General features: G+C 58.2%; 15 protein-coding genes and 2 pseudogenes. 6 read left to right on the top strand and 11 right to left on the bottom strand.

All coding sequences use genetic code 11. The features are described 5' to 3' along the window. Position 1 precedes the first annotated feature (1 nt). The 3 genes and pseudogenes from tnpC to ACVIYL_RS44410 all read right to left on the bottom strand — a co-directional run bounded on the left by tnpC (position 2) and on the right by ACVIYL_RS44410 (position 2,169). Positions 2-1,467 (bottom strand): annotated as a pseudogene (gene tnpC / locus ACVIYL_RS44400) (IS66 family transposase). Between the two features lie 50 nt (positions 1,468-1,517). Beyond that, a pseudogene (gene tnpB / locus ACVIYL_RS44405) lies at positions 1,518-1,855 on the bottom strand (IS66 family insertion sequence element accessory protein TnpB). Beyond that, a complete protein-coding gene (locus ACVIYL_RS44410) occupies positions 1,852-2,169 on the bottom strand; it encodes a transposase (protein ID WP_456781683.1) in 318 nt (105 codons plus the stop codon). The pseudogene tnpB and the gene ACVIYL_RS44410 overlap by 4 nt, the downstream one beginning before the upstream one ends. A gap of 330 nt (positions 2,170-2,499) precedes the next feature. On the opposite strand from ACVIYL_RS44410, the gene ACVIYL_RS44415 reads away from it, so the two are divergent. Continuing rightward, the gene (locus ACVIYL_RS44415) at positions 2,500-2,862 is read left to right on the top strand and encodes a hypothetical protein (RefSeq protein WP_456781684.1); all 363 of its coding nucleotides are present in this window, start codon (positions 2,500-2,502) and stop codon (positions 2,860-2,862) included. 35 nt (positions 2,863-2,897) lie between these two features. Further along, positions 2,898-3,846 (top strand): IS630 family transposase gene (locus ACVIYL_RS44420; RefSeq protein ID WP_456781685.1). Its coding sequence is split into 2 segments (ribosomal slippage): positions 2,898-3,233 and positions 3,235-3,846, totalling 948 coding nucleotides; the frame shifts between segments, so codons are not numbered across the junction. Positions 3,847-4,241: 395 nt separating this feature from the next. Here ACVIYL_RS44420 and ACVIYL_RS44425 read toward each other — a convergent pair. Beyond that, positions 4,242-5,429, bottom strand: a complete 1,188-nt coding sequence (locus ACVIYL_RS44425) for a M24 family metallopeptidase (RefSeq protein ID WP_456781686.1) — start codon at positions 5,427-5,429, stop codon at positions 4,242-4,244. Positions 5,430-6,016: 587 nt separating this feature from the next. Between ACVIYL_RS44425 and ACVIYL_RS44430 the strand changes: the two genes are divergently transcribed. Together ACVIYL_RS44430 and ACVIYL_RS44435 are read left to right on the top strand one after the other, a co-directional pair. Beyond that, on the top strand, positions 6,017-6,271 hold the full coding sequence (locus tag ACVIYL_RS44430) for a hypothetical protein (RefSeq protein WP_456781687.1): 255 nt from the start codon (positions 6,017-6,019) through the stop codon (positions 6,269-6,271). Positions 6,272-6,364: 93 nt separating this feature from the next. Continuing rightward, positions 6,365-6,577 carry a hypothetical protein gene (locus tag ACVIYL_RS44435; RefSeq protein WP_456781688.1) on the top strand — a complete coding sequence of 71 codons (213 nt, stop codon included), beginning with the start codon at positions 6,365-6,367 and terminating at the stop codon, positions 6,575-6,577. Positions 6,578-7,043: 466 nt separating this feature from the next. Here the strand turns inward: ACVIYL_RS44435 and ACVIYL_RS44440 are convergent, their stop codons facing one another. Then, a complete protein-coding gene (locus ACVIYL_RS44440) occupies positions 7,044-8,810 on the bottom strand; it encodes a thiamine pyrophosphate-requiring protein (protein WP_456781689.1) in 1,767 nt (588 codons plus the stop codon). Positions 8,811-9,379: 569 nt separating this feature from the next. On the opposite strand from ACVIYL_RS44440, the gene ACVIYL_RS44445 reads away from it, so the two are divergent. Next, positions 9,380-10,135, top strand: coding sequence for an SDR family NAD(P)-dependent oxidoreductase (locus tag ACVIYL_RS44445; protein ID WP_456781690.1), 756 nt, complete (start codon positions 9,380-9,382; stop codon positions 10,133-10,135). 34 nt (positions 10,136-10,169) lie between these two features. Here the strand turns inward: ACVIYL_RS44445 and ACVIYL_RS44450 are convergent, their stop codons facing one another. After that, complete coding sequence (locus ACVIYL_RS44450) at positions 10,170-10,451, bottom strand: hypothetical protein (RefSeq protein WP_456781691.1); 282 nt, start codon at positions 10,449-10,451, stop codon at positions 10,170-10,172. A gap of 441 nt (positions 10,452-10,892) precedes the next feature. Between ACVIYL_RS44450 and ACVIYL_RS44455 the strand changes: the two genes are divergently transcribed. Further along, on the top strand, positions 10,893-11,813 hold the full coding sequence (locus ACVIYL_RS44455; RefSeq protein ID WP_456781692.1) for a LysR family transcriptional regulator: 921 nt from the start codon (positions 10,893-10,895) through the stop codon (positions 11,811-11,813). A 71-nt stretch (positions 11,814-11,884) separates the two neighbouring features. On the opposite strand, the gene ACVIYL_RS44460 is transcribed toward ACVIYL_RS44455, so the two are convergent. The 5 genes from ACVIYL_RS44460 to ACVIYL_RS44480 form a co-directional block, all read right to left on the bottom strand. Further along, on the bottom strand, positions 11,885-13,369 hold the full coding sequence (locus ACVIYL_RS44460) for an aldehyde dehydrogenase family protein (protein ID WP_456781693.1): 1,485 nt from the start codon (positions 13,367-13,369) through the stop codon (positions 11,885-11,887). Positions 13,370-13,957: 588 nt separating this feature from the next. Next, complete coding sequence (locus ACVIYL_RS44465) at positions 13,958-16,069, bottom strand: acetate--CoA ligase family protein (RefSeq protein ID WP_456781694.1); 2,112 nt, start codon at positions 16,067-16,069, stop codon at positions 13,958-13,960. Between the two features lie 113 nt (positions 16,070-16,182). Next, entirely contained in the window at positions 16,183-17,322 is a 1,140-nt protein-coding gene (locus tag ACVIYL_RS44470; protein WP_456781695.1) for an ABC transporter substrate-binding protein, read from the bottom strand. Positions 17,323-17,657: 335 nt separating this feature from the next. Beyond that, complete coding sequence (locus ACVIYL_RS44475; RefSeq protein ID WP_456781696.1) at positions 17,658-18,395, bottom strand: aspartate/glutamate racemase family protein; 738 nt, start codon at positions 18,393-18,395, stop codon at positions 17,658-17,660. Positions 18,396-19,028: 633 nt separating this feature from the next. Next, complete coding sequence (locus ACVIYL_RS44480; RefSeq protein WP_456781697.1) at positions 19,029-20,132, bottom strand: DUF2817 domain-containing protein; 1,104 nt, start codon at positions 20,130-20,132, stop codon at positions 19,029-19,031. Positions 20,133-20,938 lie beyond the last annotated feature (806 nt).

A 20,938-nucleotide genomic window follows, 5' to 3' on the forward strand; every position in this document is an offset into this window, starting at 1 on the left:
CTCACGCGACCGGACGTGCGCCAAGATGCCTCTCGCAGGCGATCGCGCCGCAGTCCGCCGTCTTGCGACGCCAACCAGAAATGCCTTGAATTATAAGGAGATAGACAGATGGGTAGTATGAAGCGCCCTCGTCGTCACCACTGAACAACGAGTTCTTTTTTCCGATCGCAATTGGCCTGATCGATCGCTTGACCGTGTTGGTGTCCGGCTCGAGCCGCCCGTCATCCAGGAACGCCGTGAGGCCCTGCCAGCGTTCGAGCATGTAGTCGATCGCCTTGATGAGCGTCGAGCGGCGGGAGATCCCGTCCTTCACCGCGATCAGACGGGCCCTCAACGCCTCCATCAGCGGCTTCGTCTCGGCCTGTCGCGTCGCGCGGCGTTCCCCGGCGTCGAGACCGCGGATCCTCTCCTCGATCGCGTAGACGGCCGCAACGCGCTCGATGACCTCCGCGGCGAAGGGTGAGTTCGTCGTCTTGTGCACCCTCACGAAGTTGCGGCGCGCGTGAACGAGACAATACGCCAGCTGGATCTGGCCCGACATCTTCGCATCGCCCGCCAGCGAGGCGTAGGCGGCATAGCCATCGACTTGCAGCACGCCTTCGAGGCCGGCCAACTGCGCCACGATCTCCTTCTTGCCGCGACCGCCTGCGACCGCCGGCGGCGCCGGCCCCTTCCACGCCCGATCGTCCGTCGCGTGCGCCCAGAACTGGCAGATCCTCGTGCGCCGCGTCCCGGATCGAGCACTGGCATCGGCGTCTCGTCGCAGAACAGCCGCTCGAAGCCATGCATGGTCTTCAGTTGCAGATCGTAGAGGCCCCTGACCAGCCACGCCGTGCTCCCCATCCAGCGCGCCAGCGTCTGACGGTCGACGACGACACCCTGGCCCGCCAGGATCTGCGTCTGGCGGTAGAGCGTCGATTGCCAGGCATATTTGGCCGCGGCGATATGCGCGATCAGCGCCGTCGTCGCCATGCCGCCCTCGACGAGCCGCGCCGGTGCCTGGACAATCGGGCCCTCACAGGAGCGGCAGGCGTATTTTGGACGGATCGTGCGGAGCACACGCAGCCACGCGGGAACCCGATCGAGCGCTTCGCTGCTCTCCTCGCCGATCCGATGCATCTGACCCGTGCAGCACGGGCACAGCGTGGATGGCGGCTCGATCACCCGCTCGACCCGGGGCAGATGCGCCGGCAGCGCGCGGATGTTGCGCCTCGCTTTGCGCCGGTTCGGTCTCGTCGCGTCCGGTTTGTCGTCATTGGCCGGAGGCTGCGCGTCCGCGGTCCGTTCCAGATCGAGCGCGATCTGTTCAGCGCAGACGATTGCCGAGCGCTCCGATCGCGCGCCGAAGATCAGGCTCTTCAACGTGGCGATCTCTGCGCGCAGATCGTCGTTCTCGCCTTCGAAAGCCAGCACCATCTCGGCGAGAGCCGCAGGGTCAGAGGGGAGATCTTCAGGGCGAAGCGCCATATCGCAGAGCTACACGAACACACTCGCAATCGCCAGCAAAACAAGACGATTCAGGCAACTTTCGTCGGCCGCTTCGTCACCTTCGGGACCACACGCGACCACTCCGCAAGACCTTCAATCAGCATCGCCAGTTGCGCCCCCGGCACCGGCATGGCCAGGCGAAGCCCCCATTCTCGAGCCACTTCGTCGCTAGAACCATTCCCGAGCCGTCAAAAACCAGTAGCTTCAAACGATCCGATCGCTTCGATCGGAAGACATAAACGTCGCCGCTGTAGGGCTTGCCGCCTAATCCCTCCGCTACCAGCGCGACCAGGCCATGAACGCCTTTGCGAAAGTCAATCGGCTGCGTCGCGACGAACACACGGACCATTGGACCGAACGAGATCATCGCGTCGACCTCACCGCCGCCAGCACGCGCTCCGGCGTCGCGGCGTCGACGCCGACGGGCACGCGCACCGTCGCGCCCGCGATCATCACCTCGATCCGCTCGGCCGGACTCACCAGAACATGCGCCTTATCGATCGCGTTCGGCTGCGCCTCGACGGCGGCGTCGAGCCTGACTTGCACGAACTGCGGCGCTTCGCTCGACGCGAGCCGCGCCTGGCGCCGCCACACACTGAGCAGTCCCCGGTTGACCCCGTTGCGTCGAGCCACCTCGGAAATGCTCGGCGCTCTCGGCCACGATCCGCGCCTTCTCCGCATCGCTCCAACTGCGCCGTCGCCTCTCCCCTGTGATCACCTCGATCCGCTGATAGGAGGCGGCATCATGCCTGTCTTGATGTCTGTCTTGATGCATGGAATGAGCGTCCCTCGCGTTGTCAAATCCACGCGCGAGTCTCGCTCATCCCGTCCCCCTAAACGAGGTGGGGTCGTCGTACCGCTATCGCAGGATCGCCCGGCATCGCTCAGATAACGACCGAGCAACACGCATTCCCCTAAGCGTCGCTCGTAACGTGTACTGATGAGCTAGAAGAGCGCTCTAGTCTCAGCTTGGTCCTTGGTGACACAGGCCAGATCGTCAAGAACGAGAAGATGGAAACGATCGAAGCGCTTGATGTCAGCCTGGATTTTGAACTCGCATCGCGCCAGCTGGATCTCCTCACGAGATCGTTAGTCTCGGTGATCAGCACTCGCGATCCGCTTTTTAATCTGCGAGGCCGATCGCTGCCGCTGCCCCGGCCGCCAGCTGGCAGAACAGAAGCAGATTGGCGACCAGCCGAGCCAGCCGTCGGCGGCCAGCGCAGTCATCTGCGCCGTGAAGATCATCAGAACAGCCTCGAATCCCGAAGTTGTGAAAGTCCTTCCGGCAGCCGCCGCGCCTCGACGAGATGGCGCTCTAGAGCGGTTCACGGCTTGACTGAATCGGGAGGGATTCCCGATTTCGGACGAATATGATTCAAGATGCTGGCTGGGCTGGAGGCCAGCATCCGATGGTCCGACCGATTTCCAATGATCTGCGTAAGCGGGTGGTTGCGGCAGTTGCGAAGAGTGAGAGCTGCCGCTCGGTGGCATTGCGGTTTGGGGTTGCGGTGTCGTCAGTTATGAAGTGGTCGCAGCGTTATCGAGCGACCTGCTCGGTAGCGCCCGGCAAGATGGGCGGCCATCGCAAGCCTATACTTGAGCCGCATCGCGCCTTCATCATGGAACGGATCGGTCAGACGCCGCATTTGACGCTTCACGCCCTCAAGGACGAGCTCGCCGCGCGCGGGATCAAGGTCTCCCACAATGCGGTTTGGCTGTTTCTGCAGCGTGAAGGGCTGCGGTTCAAAAAAAACGCTGCTCGCCCTCGAGCGAGCTCGCTCAGACATCGCACGTAGACGCCTGCGCTGGCGCTCATGGCAGGCCAACCTCGATCCCCGACGCCTGGTCTTTATCGACAAGACCTGGATCAAGACCAACATGGCCCCACTGCGCGGATGGGGGCCAAAAGGCGAGCGCGTGCGCAGCTTCACACCACATGGTCATTGGCGGACACTGACATTCCTTGGCGCCTTGCGCTGTGATCGCCTCACGGCTCCTTGCCTGTTCGACGGCCCAATCAACGGTGAATGCTTCCGTGCCTATGTTCAGCAAGTTCTCATTCCGCAGCTCCAGCCGGGCGACATCGTGATCATGGACAATCTCGGCAGCCACAAGTCGGCGGCCCTACGCAGCTTGATCAGAGCGGCCGGCGCACGGCTCTGGTATCTGCCGCCATACTCTCCTGACCTCAATCCGATCGAGCAGACCTTCGCAAAGATCAAGCACTGGATGCGTTCCGCCCAGAAGCGCACGATCGATGACATTTGCCACCATGTCGGCCGCCTCATCACAACCATCCAGCCGAACGAATGCAGCAACTACTTCGAAAACGCCGGATACGCTTCTATCAAAACGTGAAACGCTCTAGGCCGCACTCGGCGATATCGTGCTGGGCATAGTGGCGAGGAAGCAAGCGGCCTTCCTCTATCGGGCTCTGGGCAAATTGCGGCAGCAGGGCATCATGGTTGTCAGCCGCAGCCCGTTTGGCGACCCGTATAGACGGGTCCGATGACCTCAAGAATGAACTCAAGAATGTCGGCCTCGGTGGCGTTGATGGGCCAAGTGGCCCGCGCGCTCAAACCACGCAGCACTATTCGCGCCGCGCGCGTCTCGAGGTCGTCGTCCTTGCTCGCGGCACCCGCCCCGACGCTCGCCGGACATGCTTCGATGCTCGCCGGACGCGACCCGACCACCCGCGCTACCTGCGCCGTATGAATGAGCTCAGGCGTCCAATACGCTGAACTTTCTACGGCCTAAAGCTGTACCTCGAGCTCTCGGGAAAAGTCAGAGATGATCTCGTAGCCATTGTCCGTGACCGTCACTAGCGCGCTGATACCGACGCTGAAATCGGCTTGCGGGAAAAGTACCGGTACCATGTGGAACACCATGCCCGGCTTCAGGATGCGCGGGTCACCCTGCTTAAGATCCATTACCGATCCTTCACCCCAGCCGGGACAGATGCCGATGCCGACCGAATAGCCGGCCCTATTATTGAACGCGTAGCCGAAGCCCGCCTTGTTAACGGCACCGCGGCAGGCATCATCTACGTCACCGCTGGTAGCGCCGGGCTTGATGGCTGCGACGGCCGCGTCTAGGCCGGCGATCGAAGCGTCGGCGGCGCGGCGGATGCTGTCGCTCGGTTTCCCCATGGACCATGTGCGCATCAGTGCAGCACCATAACGTTTCCAGTTCGCTGCGCCTTCCACCTGGACGAGATCGCCTTTCTCGATAAGGCGACCGGCCCAGGTCGCGTGCGGCAGCGCTGTGCGGGGCCCCGAAACGATGTAGGCGGCGCCAGCCTCGTAGCCGCTGCCAGCCTTGATGGCGGCATAGTTGAAGGCGGCGGCGACATCGTTCTCGGTCTGTCCCGGCCTTGCGGTCGCATGGGCAGCCTTGAAGGCTGCATTGCGGGCCTCGGCCGCACGGCGGATGTAGGCGAGCTCTTGCTTAGACTTCACGGCGCGTATTTCCGCAATTGCCGGCGAGCCATTGACTAATTTCGCTCCGGCGAGCAGTTCGCGCAGCCTTTCGAACGCGGCGACCGGCAGGAACCAGGAATTGGCGTCCACGCCGATGGTCTTGTTCGAGGCGCCGATGTCGGTGAGCGTTTTGGCAAGCACCTCGACCGGGACATCCGTGTCCTGCCATATGGCAGCGTCTTTGTAGTGGGAAAGCCGCTCGACGTTAACCTGTTCGTAGCGGCGCACGACAAGGACCGGGTCGGCCGTGTGCCTAACAACCAAGGCCTGAAACACATAATAGCCGCGGGTGATGAACCCAGACATGTAATAGATGCTTTCCGGTGCGTTTAGCACGAGGACATCGATTTCGCGCTCCCGCATCGCCTGCCGACACGCCGCGAGACGTGCTGCGTATTCGTCGGCGGTGAATGGCAGTCCATCAATCGAGTCTACCGGCACAGCATTAATTGGGGAGCGCATCAGTTTTTCCTGTTGTTTTCATGTGAGCCACACTATTTGCCAAAAGCGGTTGCCGCTGGGGCTCGTGACCCATTTGCCGGTCCATTAGTTTGGCTTCGGCGGCTAGGACCTTGTCCGCCTCTGCAGGACGGCGACCGAGACCACTCGGCGCTCCTTGGGCGCATGCCCATCCAGCGTCACCAATAGCCGCAGTCACCATGGCGCGGAGGCGTCTCGTGCGAAACATTCTGACGGTGTAGCTCTTCCATCCGAATGGTCGCCGGCACGCCAAAACTCAGGACAAAGTGCTATCGCTGCAGTTCCGGCCCACGCCTCTTGCCGAGTTTAAGCGCCAATGCTCGGTAGGATTTCATCGCGGACGGGAGGGGTCAAGCTCAGCTTCCATATGCCCATCATCTCAAATCGAGATAGGTGTCCGGCAAAGCCTTATCGAGCGTTCGTCTGGCTGGACGCCGCAACACGCGCGGCGCTCGCAGGCGGACGGCTGATCGCTGGGATTTAAATCGACCGCACGATCCGCAGTTCGGGCGGCGACAGCGTATTGTGATTCTCTGGTCGATGGGCGCCGATGATCCCTCTCCGACGATGTGACCACGCTGCTGCGCGCCCAGCGAGCGGCCCGCCTGGCCGCGGAAGAAGAGGCCCAAGCGCGGACATCGCTGATCGAGAAGCTATCCTCACGATCAGAAGCTGCAGCACGAGCAGTTCGGACAATCCTCGAGCGCGGGGCATTGCTGAACCAGCTCGAACTGCAGCTCGCCGATCTTGAGGAGAATGCCGCGCCAGCCGGGGACAACGGCGCCGACGCTGCAGCGGACGAGATCACGGAGCCATCCTTCTAGTGCCACAAGCCGGCCCTGCAGCCGTCGGAGGATTTGCCGCGGGATCGCATTGCCTATCCGACATCTTCGCCTCCGTGCTGCGGCGACAGCCAATTGCGCAAGATCGGCGGGGATGCCAATGCTGACAAGGTGGGCCAGGAAGTCGATCAGCGTCGGCCCATTTGTTGGCGCCAGAATCTTGGTTCGTTTGGCTTCGTCGTCGCCTCCGATGTCAGCACGAAATACCGACGCGCGATCGCCTCTGAATATGAGATCATCATTTCCTGTCTTCAGATCCCAGCAACCCCGCCCCGTTCCAGAATCTAATCGCAATGGCTAAGGCGTCTCTTCCCGCCGACTAACCGAGCCACCGGCATTTTTGGGCGAAATCCTGTACGACGAGTGCTCGTTGGACGTACACTTCACTCGTTGGCTGCCGAGGAGATCACCAATCAGAACAGTTTCCGATGGGCCGAGCGCCGGAACGCTAGCTATAATCCTGGCTGAGATCCTTCCTCTTCTCGAGACTTCTTCGCCCTCGCAGTTCACTTCCTTAGCGGGGCCACCCGGCACGGACTGGACGGCGGTGTCGGCCGGACGTGTTACCCTCGGCCCCCCCCGATTATATTGAGTCCACCGGGAGCAACCCGCGGCCGATAACCGTCGCAGGGCAACGGACAGGATCGCTGGCATTCGCTCTCCGGGATGCAAGACTCGCGTCACCTCGCCTTATTGGCGATGGCTCTTGAGGACCATGACGAAGATCGTGCAGGCCGTACGCAGCCTTTCGAGATCATCCCTCAAGCCTATCTGCCTTCGTATCAGCTGGAAGATCCTTCGGAATCCGGCCCTCCTCCTTCGTGATAATCTGGAGCAAAGCAGGAATGCCTTTCTCGTTTTGATCTAACGCGCGCTTGATGGCCGGAACGATATCTTTAGGTTCGACAACCTCCTCACCATATCCACCAAAGGCTCGTGCCATGGCGGCGTAATCACCACCAAGCTCCTCAATTCTATATTTCTCGGAAGCATTCGGATGATACTTGCTGTACCCGCCCATGATGCTGTTCTTTAAAACAATTGTCAGGGTTCCTAGCCGACAACGAACGGCAGTTTCGAAGTCCATGCCTACCATGCCGATGGCCGCGTCACCCATGATATTGACACAGGTCCAATCGGGTCGCGCGAGCTTGGCGCCCTGCATAAGCCCGAGTCCCAATCCTAACTGGGTAGTCTTGCCCCAACCCATGTAGCCGTGCGGAACGATCGATTCCCAAAAGGCGGTTAGCTGGTCGCGCGGGCTGCCAGCATCGTGCGTGATGACGGTCTTTTTCCGATCGACGGTGCTCATAAGGTCCCAAACGACCCTGTATGGATTTATCGGCTTTTCCTCCGAAGTCAGGAGAGGCTTCCAAGCTTCGAGAAACGCCGCCCTCTGGGCCTTGATGTCTCGCGCGATTTCCGGTCTGCTGACCCCTTTGCCTCCTGTCTTATTTTTGATTGCCAGGACCAGCGCACTGATCGATGGTTTGGCATCGCCAATCACCCCCATATCAATGGAATAATCCTTGGAAATATCTCCTTCCCAGTTCGTCATTTGAACAAATTTACGACCCCTGACGGGATACGGCGTAATATAGTCAGATCTCGTGAAGCTCGTGCCCAATCCGATGTAGACGTCAGCTAGCTCCAAGGCTCGGTTTACCGTTTCTGGGCGCGATCCGCCTCCACAGCCTAGGGAAAGTGGATGGTTTTCGGGGAAGCAGCTCTTGCCGTTCAATGTAGTTATAACTGGCGTATCAGTGAGCTCCGCCAGCTCTTTCAGTTCGTCCCACGCTTCTGCGTATAAGATCCCCTGGCCGGCGATTATCACGGGCGATCTCGCCCCCAGATGGATATCGGCAACCTCGTCGATTTGAGCCGCGTCAGCACAAGGCGCTGATCGATGTTGCGGCTTATAAGCCTCCAGCAGGGCCGGATTCACTTCTTCTGTGAATACGTCCGACGGCACTTCAAGCACCACAGGGCCGGGACGACCATTCTTCAGTAGAGCGAAGGCGTTTTGCATCATCTGCGGAATGCGATCGGCCGTCATGACCATCTCGCACCACTTGGTGATCAACTGCATGTTCCGGGCCGCGTTGAAATTCGGCTGAACGCCTTGAACACTACGACGGTAACCGCCGGGGATATGCAGAAGCGGAACGTTATCGCCATAGCACTGCGCCACAGCTCCAATAGCATTTTCGGAACCGGGCCCCAACTGTACTGTTGAGCAACAGAGCTCCCGTCCCCCCGTCATACGAGCAAACCCATCAGCAATATGTACCGCGTGACGCTCTTGACGCACGATCAATGGCCGGATTCCAAGCTTCGCACCGCTATCGATGACGTCGCTGTACGGAAACGAAGGAATAAATCTTATCCCCTCCTTCTTTAAGATTCCGGCAATAAGATCAGCGCCGTTCATATGTCTCTCCAGTGGTTCAGTTCTTAGTCGGTTGGATGAAAGAGGCAATAGCTTCACTGGGCCCGCTGTATTGCAGCCTTTGGCTGACACGCTGCCGAATTACCGCCAGCACCTCACCATGAGACCGCTTCCCTTGCGATGTAGGTGCTGCCCCCGAATAGAACCGAAGCATAACGAGTGACTTCAGTCATTTCCTGCAAAGAAACCCGAGCTGCGCACAGAAATCCTGCATATGCCCTCAGGTCATGCCGAATCCTGCCACTAAGCACGTCCGCTAGCTCATTAGGCTCCTCGAACAAGAGCAGGCTCTTACGCGCGCAATGTGATTTCCTCGCGGCAACAAAACTGGAGAAGCCGCACATTCCAGATTTAGAATGTTCGCCAGCCAAAGAGATGCACATCGGCAGCCACGCGAACTGTCAGTATCGTAGCTTGCCACTTACCTCCAACGCCAAAGATCGATCCATCTTCTTTTGAGATTTAAATTATATAGAAACTGACTTTGACGTACCGTTCGACTAGTGTCATCGCCTGTCGCACGAGATAAGTCGTCACGTAAGCGAGACAAAGTTATCTAAGAGAGAACCAGATGGCAGGATGCTTAATCCGCGGCACGTCTCCTTCCATTTCACCAGCGGCACAACAATGAAAGGCACCTGATGAATCATAACGAAGAGTTCAGTGGCAAGGTAGCGCTTGTGACTGGCGCCGCCTCGGGGATTGGCTCCGCGATCGCGACGCGAATTGCCCAAAGTGGAGGCTCGGTCATGCTTGTTGACCGAGATGAAAAAGGCGTGTCGGCTAAAGCGACAGCGCTCGTTGATGCGGGATTGCGGGCCTCGTCAATAGTCATTGATGTTGCTTCACCAAAGGAAGTGGAAGCCATGGTTGCTGCTACGCTCGCTCGGTTCGGCGGCCTGCATTTGGCTACGAACAGTGCCGGTATCAACGGTACGGGTGATTACGTTACGGATTATGATCTTGCGGCGTGGCAAACGATGATTAACACTAATCTGTCGTCACTTTTCTACTGCCTCAAATATCAGATCCCTGAAATCATTTCGAATGGCGGGGGGTCTATCGTCAACATTTCTTCGGTGCTGGGTGAGCGCGGCTTCCCAGGCTCCTCCGCATATTGCACAGCTAAGCACGGCGTTGTGGGCCTCACACGTACCGCCGCCATAGAATACGGCACCAAAGGCGTTCGGGTGAATGCGCTCGCTCCAGGATGGATCGAAACGCCACTCCTGAAGAACATGGGAGATGACCGGGACGAGATTATCGCCAAACATCCAATCGGCAGGCTGGGTAAGGCAGAAGAGGTGGCGGAATTTGCGGCCTTTCTTCTTTCAGATCGGGCGTCATTCGTTACAGGCGGCTGCCATCTGGTTGATGGCGGATATACGGCCATTTGAAAGAATACGTCTCGATCCTCGGTCGGTGTTTCTTTTACACGTCTGTAAACGTCATGTGGGCCAAATAAGGCGGAAGAAGAAGTTGCCGGCGAGTATCCGAAGAGCAGAAGCGATAAGCGCAAACAAAAGCAGGGCGAATGCCATCTTGTCGAAGCGGTCGCAACATCCAGCGCCGATCGAATTCAATGGCGATCTCCGCCTGCTTATCCACGAAATTGCGCCCTGTACCGGGCGGCAGGCGTCGGGATTCCTCGTACATCATCGGCCGGTGTGAAAGGATGGCAACGTCCGTCACCCACGACGTCATCGCGTCCAAGATGGGGTTTATCACGATCCGCGAAGATTTCGGCTGGGAAAGACTGAGGAGCAGCTCGCGCGCAATGCAATGGTGAGAATGTTCATCATCGGCGAATGCAGCTGGAAGTATCGCGTACGCAAGACTGCGAGCTGATGAGAGTCTTTGTGGGGGCGTCTCTCGGCATGGAGCGACTCCCGCACGCTGTTCACGTGGCATGCGCATCGCAGCCGCGGTTTTCGTGTTGGGTAGCGCGGAAGATCCAGAATGGGATTGGCTAGGCCCACTGTCGCGTGCGCATTGACCCTTGGGTGAGATACTGAGGCACAGCCAAGAGTTTCGATCGCCGCCGGCTACACCGACATGTGCCCACGGGCTCAGTGATTCCTACCTTGCCAGCCATCTTGTTTCGAAATATCTTGGAGTGGTTCAACAAACTATCAGGCGTGGCTGCTTCAGGCCATGGAAATCAGGCAGTTGAGATATTTTGTCGGTGTGGTCGAAGCAGGTAGCTTTACGAAAGCGGCGACCCATCTAAACGTAGCGCAGAGCGCATTGAGCCTTCATGTCCGACAATTGGAGGAAGGCTTTGGTACGCAGCTACTGACGCGCGAGAGGACGGGCATCAGGATGACAGCCTCAGGCGTCAAGCTCCTAAAACACGCGCAAACGATCCTGAGGGAAATCCAGTTAACAGAGGCGGAACTAACTAGTAGGACGGCCTCTCCTGCAGGAGAGGTGACAATCGGCATAACTTCGGGCATTGCGCGGGCTATCAATTGCGAGTTGCTGGCGATGGCAAAAGAGGCACTGCCGCGGGTTTCGTTGAAGGTGGTCGAGGCCATGACGGGACCATTGGAGGAAATGATTGACGGAGGACGCCTCAACTTGGCAGTTCTCTATCGCGCAGCGGAGAGTTCAAAGCCAGCCACCGTACTGGCACGCGAACACACTTGCTTGATTGTCCCTCCGAAGCGCCCACCATACGAAGACACAATTCGTCTAAAAGACCTACAGGCATACCCGCTCGCGGTTGTGATACGCAAGAACGACGTTAGATGGTCCGCTGCGGACTTTATCGCAGAGCATGGCTGCGCGCTGGACGTTCGTTTTGAGGTAGATTCTCTTTCAACAATTATCAGCCTGGTGACGGAAGGGAAGGTCTATTCGATACTCTTGCCGTCAGCGGTACAGAAAGAGATCAAGCAACGGCAACTTAGAGCGGTGAAAATTATCGACCCGGCGATTGAACGTCATATAGTAATTGAGGTGAACCCGAAGGATGAAGGCGCTGCAGCGATATCAGCAGTTCGTAAGCTCGTAGCGAAAGTAATAAAAAAGCAAATCGAACAAGGAGAAATGGCACGCAGCATTTTTTTCTAAGTAGCTGCCAAGATGTACATTGATTGCGGCTGTGCGGCCTCACTTGGTTCCAACTTTCAGTGTAATTTCGTTTAGCCGTGATTAATTACGATGGTCTTCGTTGCACAATAGTCGTAGAGCGCGTTGAAGCCTTTCTCGCGGCCGTGCCCGGATCTCTTGACCCCGCCAAAGGGCAGTTCTACGCCGTAGCTGTTAGGAGGAGCACCATAGCCGTTCACGAAGACTTGGCTGCAACGCATCGCTCGAGCTACTCTGATTGAGCACTTGGCGTCGCTGGTCCAAATGCCGGCCTCGAGGCCATAAGGCGTGCCATTGGCTAACGCGATCGCGTCGGCCTCGTCGTCGAAAGGCATTAGGGCGAGTACCGGACCTAAAATCTCGTCATTGGCAAGCACACTGTGACGCGGCACATTATTGAACAAGGCAGGCTTGACATAGAAGCCTGTTTTCGGGGCCTCGGAATCCAGCATGCCTTCCGCAATAATCTCGATTCCATCGTTATTCGCTTTAGCTACCACATCGACTACACGATCCCTCTGTTTTGCGTTGATCATTGCGCCCATGTCGAGATCTTTTTGATGCGCACCAACACGCACTTTCGAAAAGCAATCGGCGATGATCTTTGCGAATGAGTTGTAGGCTTTGCGCTCGATCAAGATGCGCGACGCGGCGGAGCAACCTTGGCCACCATTTTGGATAATACCGTTGATAACAAAGGGGGCGGCTGTCTCGATATCAGCGTCGGCGAATATGACCTGCGGCGACTTACCGCCAAGCTCCATGGTGACACCGATATTATTGCGCGCCGCTGCGGCCTGAATTGCCGTTCCGGTCTGTGAAGTGCCCGTGAAAGAAATGAAATTGACGCCTGCGTGAGCGGCAAGGGCGGCACCGGCCTCGCTCCCCAGTCCAGCGACGACGTTTAACGCGCCTGCCGGAAAGCCCACATCACGCGCGAGTTCCGCGATGCGAATTACCGCGAGACACGCGTCTTCCGCCGGCTTAACTACGCAGGCGTTACCGCAGGCGAGCGATGCGGCGACTGAGCGGCTGAAGATATGTGCCGAAAATGTCCAGGGAATAATGTGGCCGGTAACACCGTGCGGGTCGCGTACGATTGCTATCGTATAGCTGCTGTGGCATGGGATCGTATCGCCAAGCAGTTTGTCGGCGGACGTGCCGTAATATTCGAAGTAGCGGGCAGCAGCAACTACGTCAGCCACACCTTGGGAGAGTGGCTTGCCGCTATCACGTGACTCCAGCGTGGCGAGTTCGGGCGAATGCTCGGCGATCTCATTGCTGAGCTTGAGTAGTAAACGGCCTCGTTCCGTCGCATTCAACTTGCCCCATTCGCCTTCGAACGAGTGGCGCGCCGCCTTGACGGCGCGATCGACGTCCTCCGGACCACTGCGGGCAATTTGTGCGAACGGCTTACCGTCGGATGGGCAAAGCACGTTCATCATCCGACCATCCACCGCGCCCACGCTCGCGCCGCCGACAATGTTCGAGCTGAAGGGAAGCGGTGCTGCGGCGTCTTTCGAGTCATGGATTTTCATAGTATCTCCTCGCCGAGCGCCTTTGCCTCGTCGTCAAATTTAAAGAAACGGTCGACATCATCCTGGATGAACACAAATTTGCTCGTCGCGCCCATCGACTTCCCTGATGCACAAACGCCGCCGACCGCGAAGCGTTGAAACCTCACAGAGATTGAGGCAGGCGCGGGGCAGTGCACAATAGCTCTCCGAAGCAAATGCTGGAATAGGTCTCTAGGCGGACATCGGAAAGTTGCGGCTGGCGCAAGTCGACGCTCAAGATAACTTGCTAACCTCAATCATCACTTCCCAAGTTGTCTTTGAAGACTGGCTGGTGAGGGTTCTCGGCAACCAGCTAGGCTCCACTTCGAAACGGTTTCGTCTCCTGAATGCGCGCCATAAGGTCTGTGTCGACCATCGGACTGCTCTCGTTCTCGCACCAAGTCGTACTGGTAAGCTCGCCGCTTCTTTGCATGCAGGTTTGATCATTCATTCACTTCCGGTGAAGTCATCGACCCGCACGAATTTGCGGTCTTAGGTAAGTACGCTATCCGCGTGCTCAGCAAGCTCGGCGGGATGCCACCGAGTCGGACCAGCAAGTGAGGGACAAAGCTAACTCCGGGGCACTATCAGGGCATCGACGGCGACCACCCCGACGGGCAAGACAACGAGCGGATTTACATCGATCGCCTCAAGTCGTGAGCCAACAGTACGCCCGATGGCGTCCATCCATTCAATTGCTGTCGCGAATGCGGCTAAGTCGAGCGGCTCCGCACCGCGCGCTCCTTCCAGAAGCTTTCGCGAGCGCAGCTCCGCCAGCATTGCGGCAGCGTCACCTTCGCGTAGACCCACTGGGCGAATGGCGACGTCGTTCAACACTTCTGTCCAGATGCCTCCCAAGCCGGCCACGATGAAAGAACCTAAGGAGGGGTCCGTCTGCAGGCCAAGGAACATCTCGACGCCCCCTGATACTTGGGATTGAACAAGCACAGAGCGCGTGCCGGCCGCCTGCAGCCGAGTCGTGGCGGCACGAACGGCCAGCGGGTCGGCCACATTGAGGACGACTCCGCGCGCTTCCGTCTTGTGGAAGACGTCCGCATCGCCGATCTTCACGACCACCGGATAACCCAGCCGCGCGGCGGCGGAGACCGCTGCTTGCGGATTGTCGACACTGAGACTCTGGACAGTTGCTAAACCAGTCGCCTGGAGAGCGTCCAGCGCCGGCTGTCCGGCCAACGGCTTGCTCTCAAGTTGATCGAGCTGCGCTTCGAATCTGCCCAACTCTGGCGTCGCGGGTGCCCCTGGGCACGCCGGCGGCCTCGTCCAAGTCACGAGCCGCTCGAGCGCTCGATAGCCCTGCTGGAAACCGCTGAGAAGTAAGACATCACGTCTCAGCGCCTCCTCGACCAAGTCGGGCGGCGGTTCGCCATTCGTAGGCGTAAGCAGAACGACCAACTTGTCTGTGCGGGCGGCGATCTCAGCAGCCATTTCGATTGCTCTTCGCCCGCCGCTTTCCTTTAAGATTGGATAGTGGTTGGTTCTGGCTACTGCCACAACGAGATCGATGTTCTCATCGTCTGCGACAGCTTTCAGAATCCTTGGGTATGCCGCCTCGAGGTCTACCGTCCCAGAGAAATCAAGCGGGTTTGACGTGGCCAGGAAATCGGGGAGCAATCCGCGCAAGAACTTCTTCGTCGCAGGCGCGAACTCAGGATGGCTCAGGTTCGGATATTTACCCGTTTCGTCCAGAGTAAGCTGGTTATTCCCTCCGGACGGCGCAATCGCAGCCACCCGCCCCCCTCGCGGTCGCCGTCGGCTCTGAAGGGCGATCGCGGTCTCGAGCAACTCCTCCGTTGAGTCAACCCTTAGGACTCCGTGTCGCCGAAAGAGCTCTTCGTAGAGCCGATCTGGGGCTGACAAGGCGCCCGAATGCGCCGTCGCCGCGCGCCGCGCGGCCTCCGTGCGACCGGCCTTTAGAACAATCACTGGTTTGCCTGCGGCTCGCGCGCGGTCGCATTCCTGAAAAAAGCGCTTCGGCTCACGGATTGTCTCCATGAACCCACAAATGACGCGCGTGTGAACGTCGTCGACGAAATAGGCGAGCAGGTCTGCGCTATCCAATGCGGCTTCGTTACCGCAGCCGACGGCGTAGTTCCAACGCACTCCGCGTTTGCTGACCAGAAGAGTATTTAGGATCGCGCCGGAATGAGCGAAGAGCGCGACGCATCCCGGCTCGTACCGCTTGACAACGTCGATGTACATTGCACAGGGGTTGACGAAGTTGATTAGACCAGCGGAGTTCGGCCCAATCACTGCCATTCCCGCAGCAAGAGCGACGTCACGGAGCCGCTGCTGCTCTTCCTGCCCCGCTGAGCCTGCCTCGGCGAAGCCAACGGCGAAGATGACCGCCGCCTTGGACCCGATCTCGGCCGCTTCGGAAACGATTTCAAGCACGCGATGTCTATCGTCGCAGACGACGACACACTCAGGAACAAATGGAAGGTCCCTAAGGGTCGGATAACAGGGATAGCCGATACTCTCATCACGCCTCGGATTTACTGCCACAACCCTGCCACGGTAACCAATCGACGAGAAGTTTTCGATTATGACGCGCCCTGCGGGGTCGCTCCAGCTCGCCCCCACGACCGCAATGGACGCCGGATTGAACACGCTGGAGATTGAGGCTCGCACAACTGGCGCCGAAGTGATCAAGGTCTGAGTCAAGATTTAGAGCTCCAAGGGACAGGCAAGTCCATGCAGAACCGAAGCAAATCGCGTAGGCTGGGGAACTGCCGGAGCACAAAAAAGCTGCGACGGCCGTTGGTCGATCAGGAAAGTCATGTTGCCTTCCAAGTCAGCCAACGCTCCTGCAGATGATCGGCGTTTGTCTTGCCGTCCGGGCGTTTCGCCGCGAGCCAGTCCGCGTCCTCGACAATGGCCTTCGAACCATTTTCGGGTTTTATGCTGAGCAGCGAGACGAGGTCGATCGGAAGGTAGGCGAGCTGATTGATATTCGGTCCGGACCAGCCTGTGGCAAGTGTCCAGCCCGCAGCAATCTCTGCCCGGTTCAAAAAAGCGATGAATTTCTGCGCATTCGCTGTGTTTGGGCTACCCTTCAGAATCGTTATCCAAGTGTGATTATTATAGGCCCCCTCCCAGACCGTTTTGATCGGCGCTCCCTGCTGGATCGCGAGGATCAGACGATTGTTGTATGCGCTGGTCATCCCGAGTTCTCGGTTGATCAGGAGCTGAGGCGCCTCTCCGCCGGCCGTCCACCACTTGCTAATGTGCGGCTTGATTTCGCTGAGCTTGTTGAAAGCGCGGTCGAGTTTGTCATCAGTCAGCGGCCAAATATTCTCTGGCGCGACGCCGTCGGCGAGAAGCGCAAACTGGGCGTTACGCTTAGCGTCAGAAGCGAAGAGACCTCGCGATACCGGAAACATCGTGATGTTCCAGAAATCCACCCAGTTTTTCGGGCCGCCTTTCGGGAAACTGCGCTCATCATACGCGAGCAATTGCGATGTCGTACCGCCCACGACTGCATCTTTGAGACGAGTACCCGGCGGTGCGCCCTCTAGGGACTCTTGATCCCAAAGGCTGTAATCGAGCGGCTCAAACGCCCCGGCTTCGTGCATCTCGGGATAGTTCTGAGCCTCCACGAAGGCGGTGTCCCAATCGACTCTCCCTGCCCGGATCATCGCCTTCACCTGCGGCACGGCGAAATCGGCCGTCACATCTATGACTTTTATTCCTGTCGCTTTCGTGAACGGATCAAAGACATATCGCCGCGCGCCTTCGGTGAACGAGCCCCCATAGCTGAAAACAATGACCTCGCCACTGCCAGCGAGCTTTTCCTGCGCCCAAGCGTTAGTGGTTTTGGCAACGAATGGTATGCTTAGTAAGCCCACCGATGATCGGATTAGTGAGCGTCGGCTGAGCGGAAAAAGTCGATGGCTCGCGGAATTCCGCCTGGTCATGTCATACCTCCCGCGGAGTTATTGCACCCCGCCAATCGAAGCGGCAGAATCGCGGGAGTTCCAGCAACAGAGGATGCTGGAATCCACAAAGCAGGACGGCTCTACCGCCGATGGAATGCGTAAAGCGCATATGACGTCCACCCTAATGGAGATGGATCGCATCGATTTGACCCTCAGGCAGAGCCTGCAGTGATTGAAGCCCGCCACGTGGGACGACGATGCGAGCCCTCGCGCTGGCCAAAGGGCATCGCCAGTATCCTGATCGTACTCCGCAAACAATGAGAACTCACTTTCGCGAAAGATACAAATGGATCACGCAGCTAAATCAACGGCTCTTACCGCGACCTGTTGTCGAATCCGTCAAACGGTTTGCGGACCAAACCACGGACAAAGAACTCGATCATCGAGGTAAAATCATAAACCGGAAGGCCCGTCGCTCGCTGAACGGCTGCAGCATAAGGCGGCAACTCAGAGCACTCAAGGAGCAGCATCCCGATTTCCGGCCTGTCGTTGAGCAGAGCCAGCGCGGCATCGACGGTTTCGGCCTCGACGGCGCGGACATCGAGATCGCCGTTGGAGGCAAGGAACGCTGCGGAGAAAGCGGGAGCTTTCTCGAGACCCGTCACAACGATACGCGCGGAGCTGGGCGGCAGCCCGGCTGCTTCCAGTAAGTCCGAGGTCAGCGAAGATGCACTCGCTGTAATGATGCCGAGCGCCTTACCTCGTGGAAGCATCCGTTCGAGAAATGGGGCAAGAAGCAGGCTGGATAGGAACACAGGCGCATCGACCGCTGCGCGGACCGCCTCTTGGTAACGTACCATGAACCCACAGTTAGAGGTGATTAGTTGCGCCCCCTCTCGCGCGAGTTCACTCGCGGCCTCGACCACGGCGGACGTCAACTCTGCAGCTTTGGATTCAAGGATCCGGCCGACATTGAGATCGGGCACCATCTTGTAGCGCACGGGAACACTCCATGTGCCCGCATTCCCAACACTGCCCGGAATGAAAGGGCGGCTGAAATGGTCCTTGGCGCGCTCCAGCAGCAGGATACCCACTGGCGCACCGTAGAACATGGGTCTTGGTCTCAGAGAGGCAAACCGCCGCGTGTTGGGGGCAAGAGCAGAATCGATCATCTGACGCTCATGTCTTCATTGCGGAATCGCACACCGACGACAAAAAGGTTCACCCGGCAATTCGCTTGCCGAAGCGACTTTGATAGTCTGCGGCTACGTCGGCGCCTAAAGTCCCCGAATATTGGCTCAGAGTCGTAAAATGCTGCAAAAAGGAGCCTCAGGGCGCATTTTTTAAGCACAAAGTCGGCGGTGGCCGGGTGGTCTCTGGGTGGCTGACGCCGAATGGAGCACGCGAGAGCGAAGGCGCGGAAACGATTGCTCTTCATCAGCGGAGCTCTGAAGGCCTGCGAGAGCCGATCCAGCGAGCGCGGGACCAGCGCGTACACCGGCCAAATACGTGGCTCAGCGGAATCACGGACGCTGTTGATTCTTCAAGATGGCGGCCCGAATGCATCGCATCGTTTGCCCGAGTTGGCCTCCGTGCTCGAGGCGAGCGTTTGCTATTCTCTCGCCGCTTGAACGGCTTGAGGCACCTGCTGTATATCCGCAATGCTCGGCGGGTGGACTTCCGACGAACGCCGAGCGATCGCTTGCCTGAGCTAACAATTCACTCGGACAACATGCAAATGGAAGCTATCGCTCAGATGCTAAGGCGTCGATCGACTGTCGATGCACTTGATGGGACTTCCAAAGGACCATCTCCTTCCAATCTGAAGCTTGCGGCGAGAAGTGCAGTCTTGTCGCTTGCCGAATCTGGCGACCCAGTTCCGAATTGGCCGCTTCTGGCCGATGCAGGAAGAGCCAATGGTCGTTGCGCAGCACGATCCGCCCGCCAGGGGGCGGGTAAGTTCCGAATTCGAGGGCGACGTACGTGTGCCGGTCTCCCAAAAGTCGCTGCCAATAAGCGTCCACCGTCCCTAAAATGACGACTGAGGAAGAGTTCCCAACATCTGGTGATGTTACAGACGGGCCAAAGATCTTTGCCGCTCGCTTATAGCCAGCTGGTCCCGAGGGCTGCTCACACTGCAGTTCGCCATAACCGTAAGGGCCAAGCCCCGTGTGGTAGTCGACAATGATGATCTCATGGCGAGCGGCAACCTCGAAGTCAGTCACAATCTGTTCGAGCGTCCGCCTGGCTTCAGTCGGTTCAGTTCCACCATAGAACATGCCTCCCGGCCTAGTGTGTTGCCCACCAACCCATGCTTGCCGGAATCGGCCCTCGCCATGTTTCGCCTGATAGGCAGCGATCGCAGCTTCGGCACGCTGAATCGCCGCATCCGAGAGATCGGCAGGAATAACGTACTCAGCCAACTCCTCGTACCCGTCGCTCGACGGGAGCGGCTTGGAAAAGTCGACGAAGTTTCGGTTAAGATCGCAACCTTCCGCAGTCACACGACGGTCCCACGCAAAACCGTAGGAATTGAGCGCGTGGATAAAGAGCACAGCCGTGAACGGCGGAAGTTGCTCATGGAGTCTGGCATGCAAGAAAGAAAGCTGTCCGGCTGACCCGCTGTAACCTTCTACACCATGTGTAGCGGAAACCAGGATTAGCAACTTTTTCGCATCTGTAGGGCCGAACCAAGCCGCGTCTGTAAAAAGGGCTTCGCCAGACGGTCCGCTTGCGCTGCATCCGTAAGGTCGGGACGTGGGGGCCGCAGCCAGCAATTTCCGCCTCGCTTCAAGGTAGGAGTCAGAAAAGACGATGGAAGAGACCCGCTTCGCGCTATCAAGGTTCACTTCGTTATCCTCCGGGGCGTGTTACTCAGTTCAGACGACTTTGACGGCGCTCGCAGCCGGAAATGGCGCGCCGACGGCAATGCCTTCGATGACGAACCAAGGTCGAATTCTAGAATCATTGAGATGACATTCCAACGCTTCTCCTCGGCAGCGACCACGATGTCCATGATAAGCGAACACGCATCTCCCCTGCTCATCGAAACAGCGCTGGATCAACGTGCTGATAAGAACGCGCAGACAAAGTATGGAGGCGGTGCACGCACTAGGCCAATATATTCTCTGTCTTACAGCCATCTCGTTTCGAGACTGGCCACTTGATGATAAAGGCTAGTCGAGGTGTCATCTGAGCACTTCACGAAGAACGGGGTCCAAACTCCACGCTACCGTGGTCAGGCGGCACGAGCGAACGCGCACCGAGGCTCGCCTCAGAACGAAAGACTATCCCAGAGTCACGGTAGAGCAATCAACCCATCGCGCTATTTCCCCGCACAAAGACGTCGGTTACAGCGTCCGGTTTCTGGATCTGAACCTTCAGTCGGCTTCGGGATCGTTCTGAGCTCATCTCGAAACCAGATGATGGGAATATACAAACTGCATTTGACGCATACCATCGGGCGATGCTTCCTTCGATTCGACAAAGAGGCGAATTGATATTCAAGATCGTACCAAGCGCCGTAAAAGCAAAGCCTAAGATTCGTAGAGCAGGCTTGGAAATATGTGTCATCCAAAGGCGCGCGCCGAATCCGCCGCGACCTTCGTACGCGCAGAACTGCAAGGCAGCCTTCCCCCAGTTCAAACTTCCCGCA

The organism is Bradyrhizobium sp. USDA 3315 (assembly GCF_054056795.1).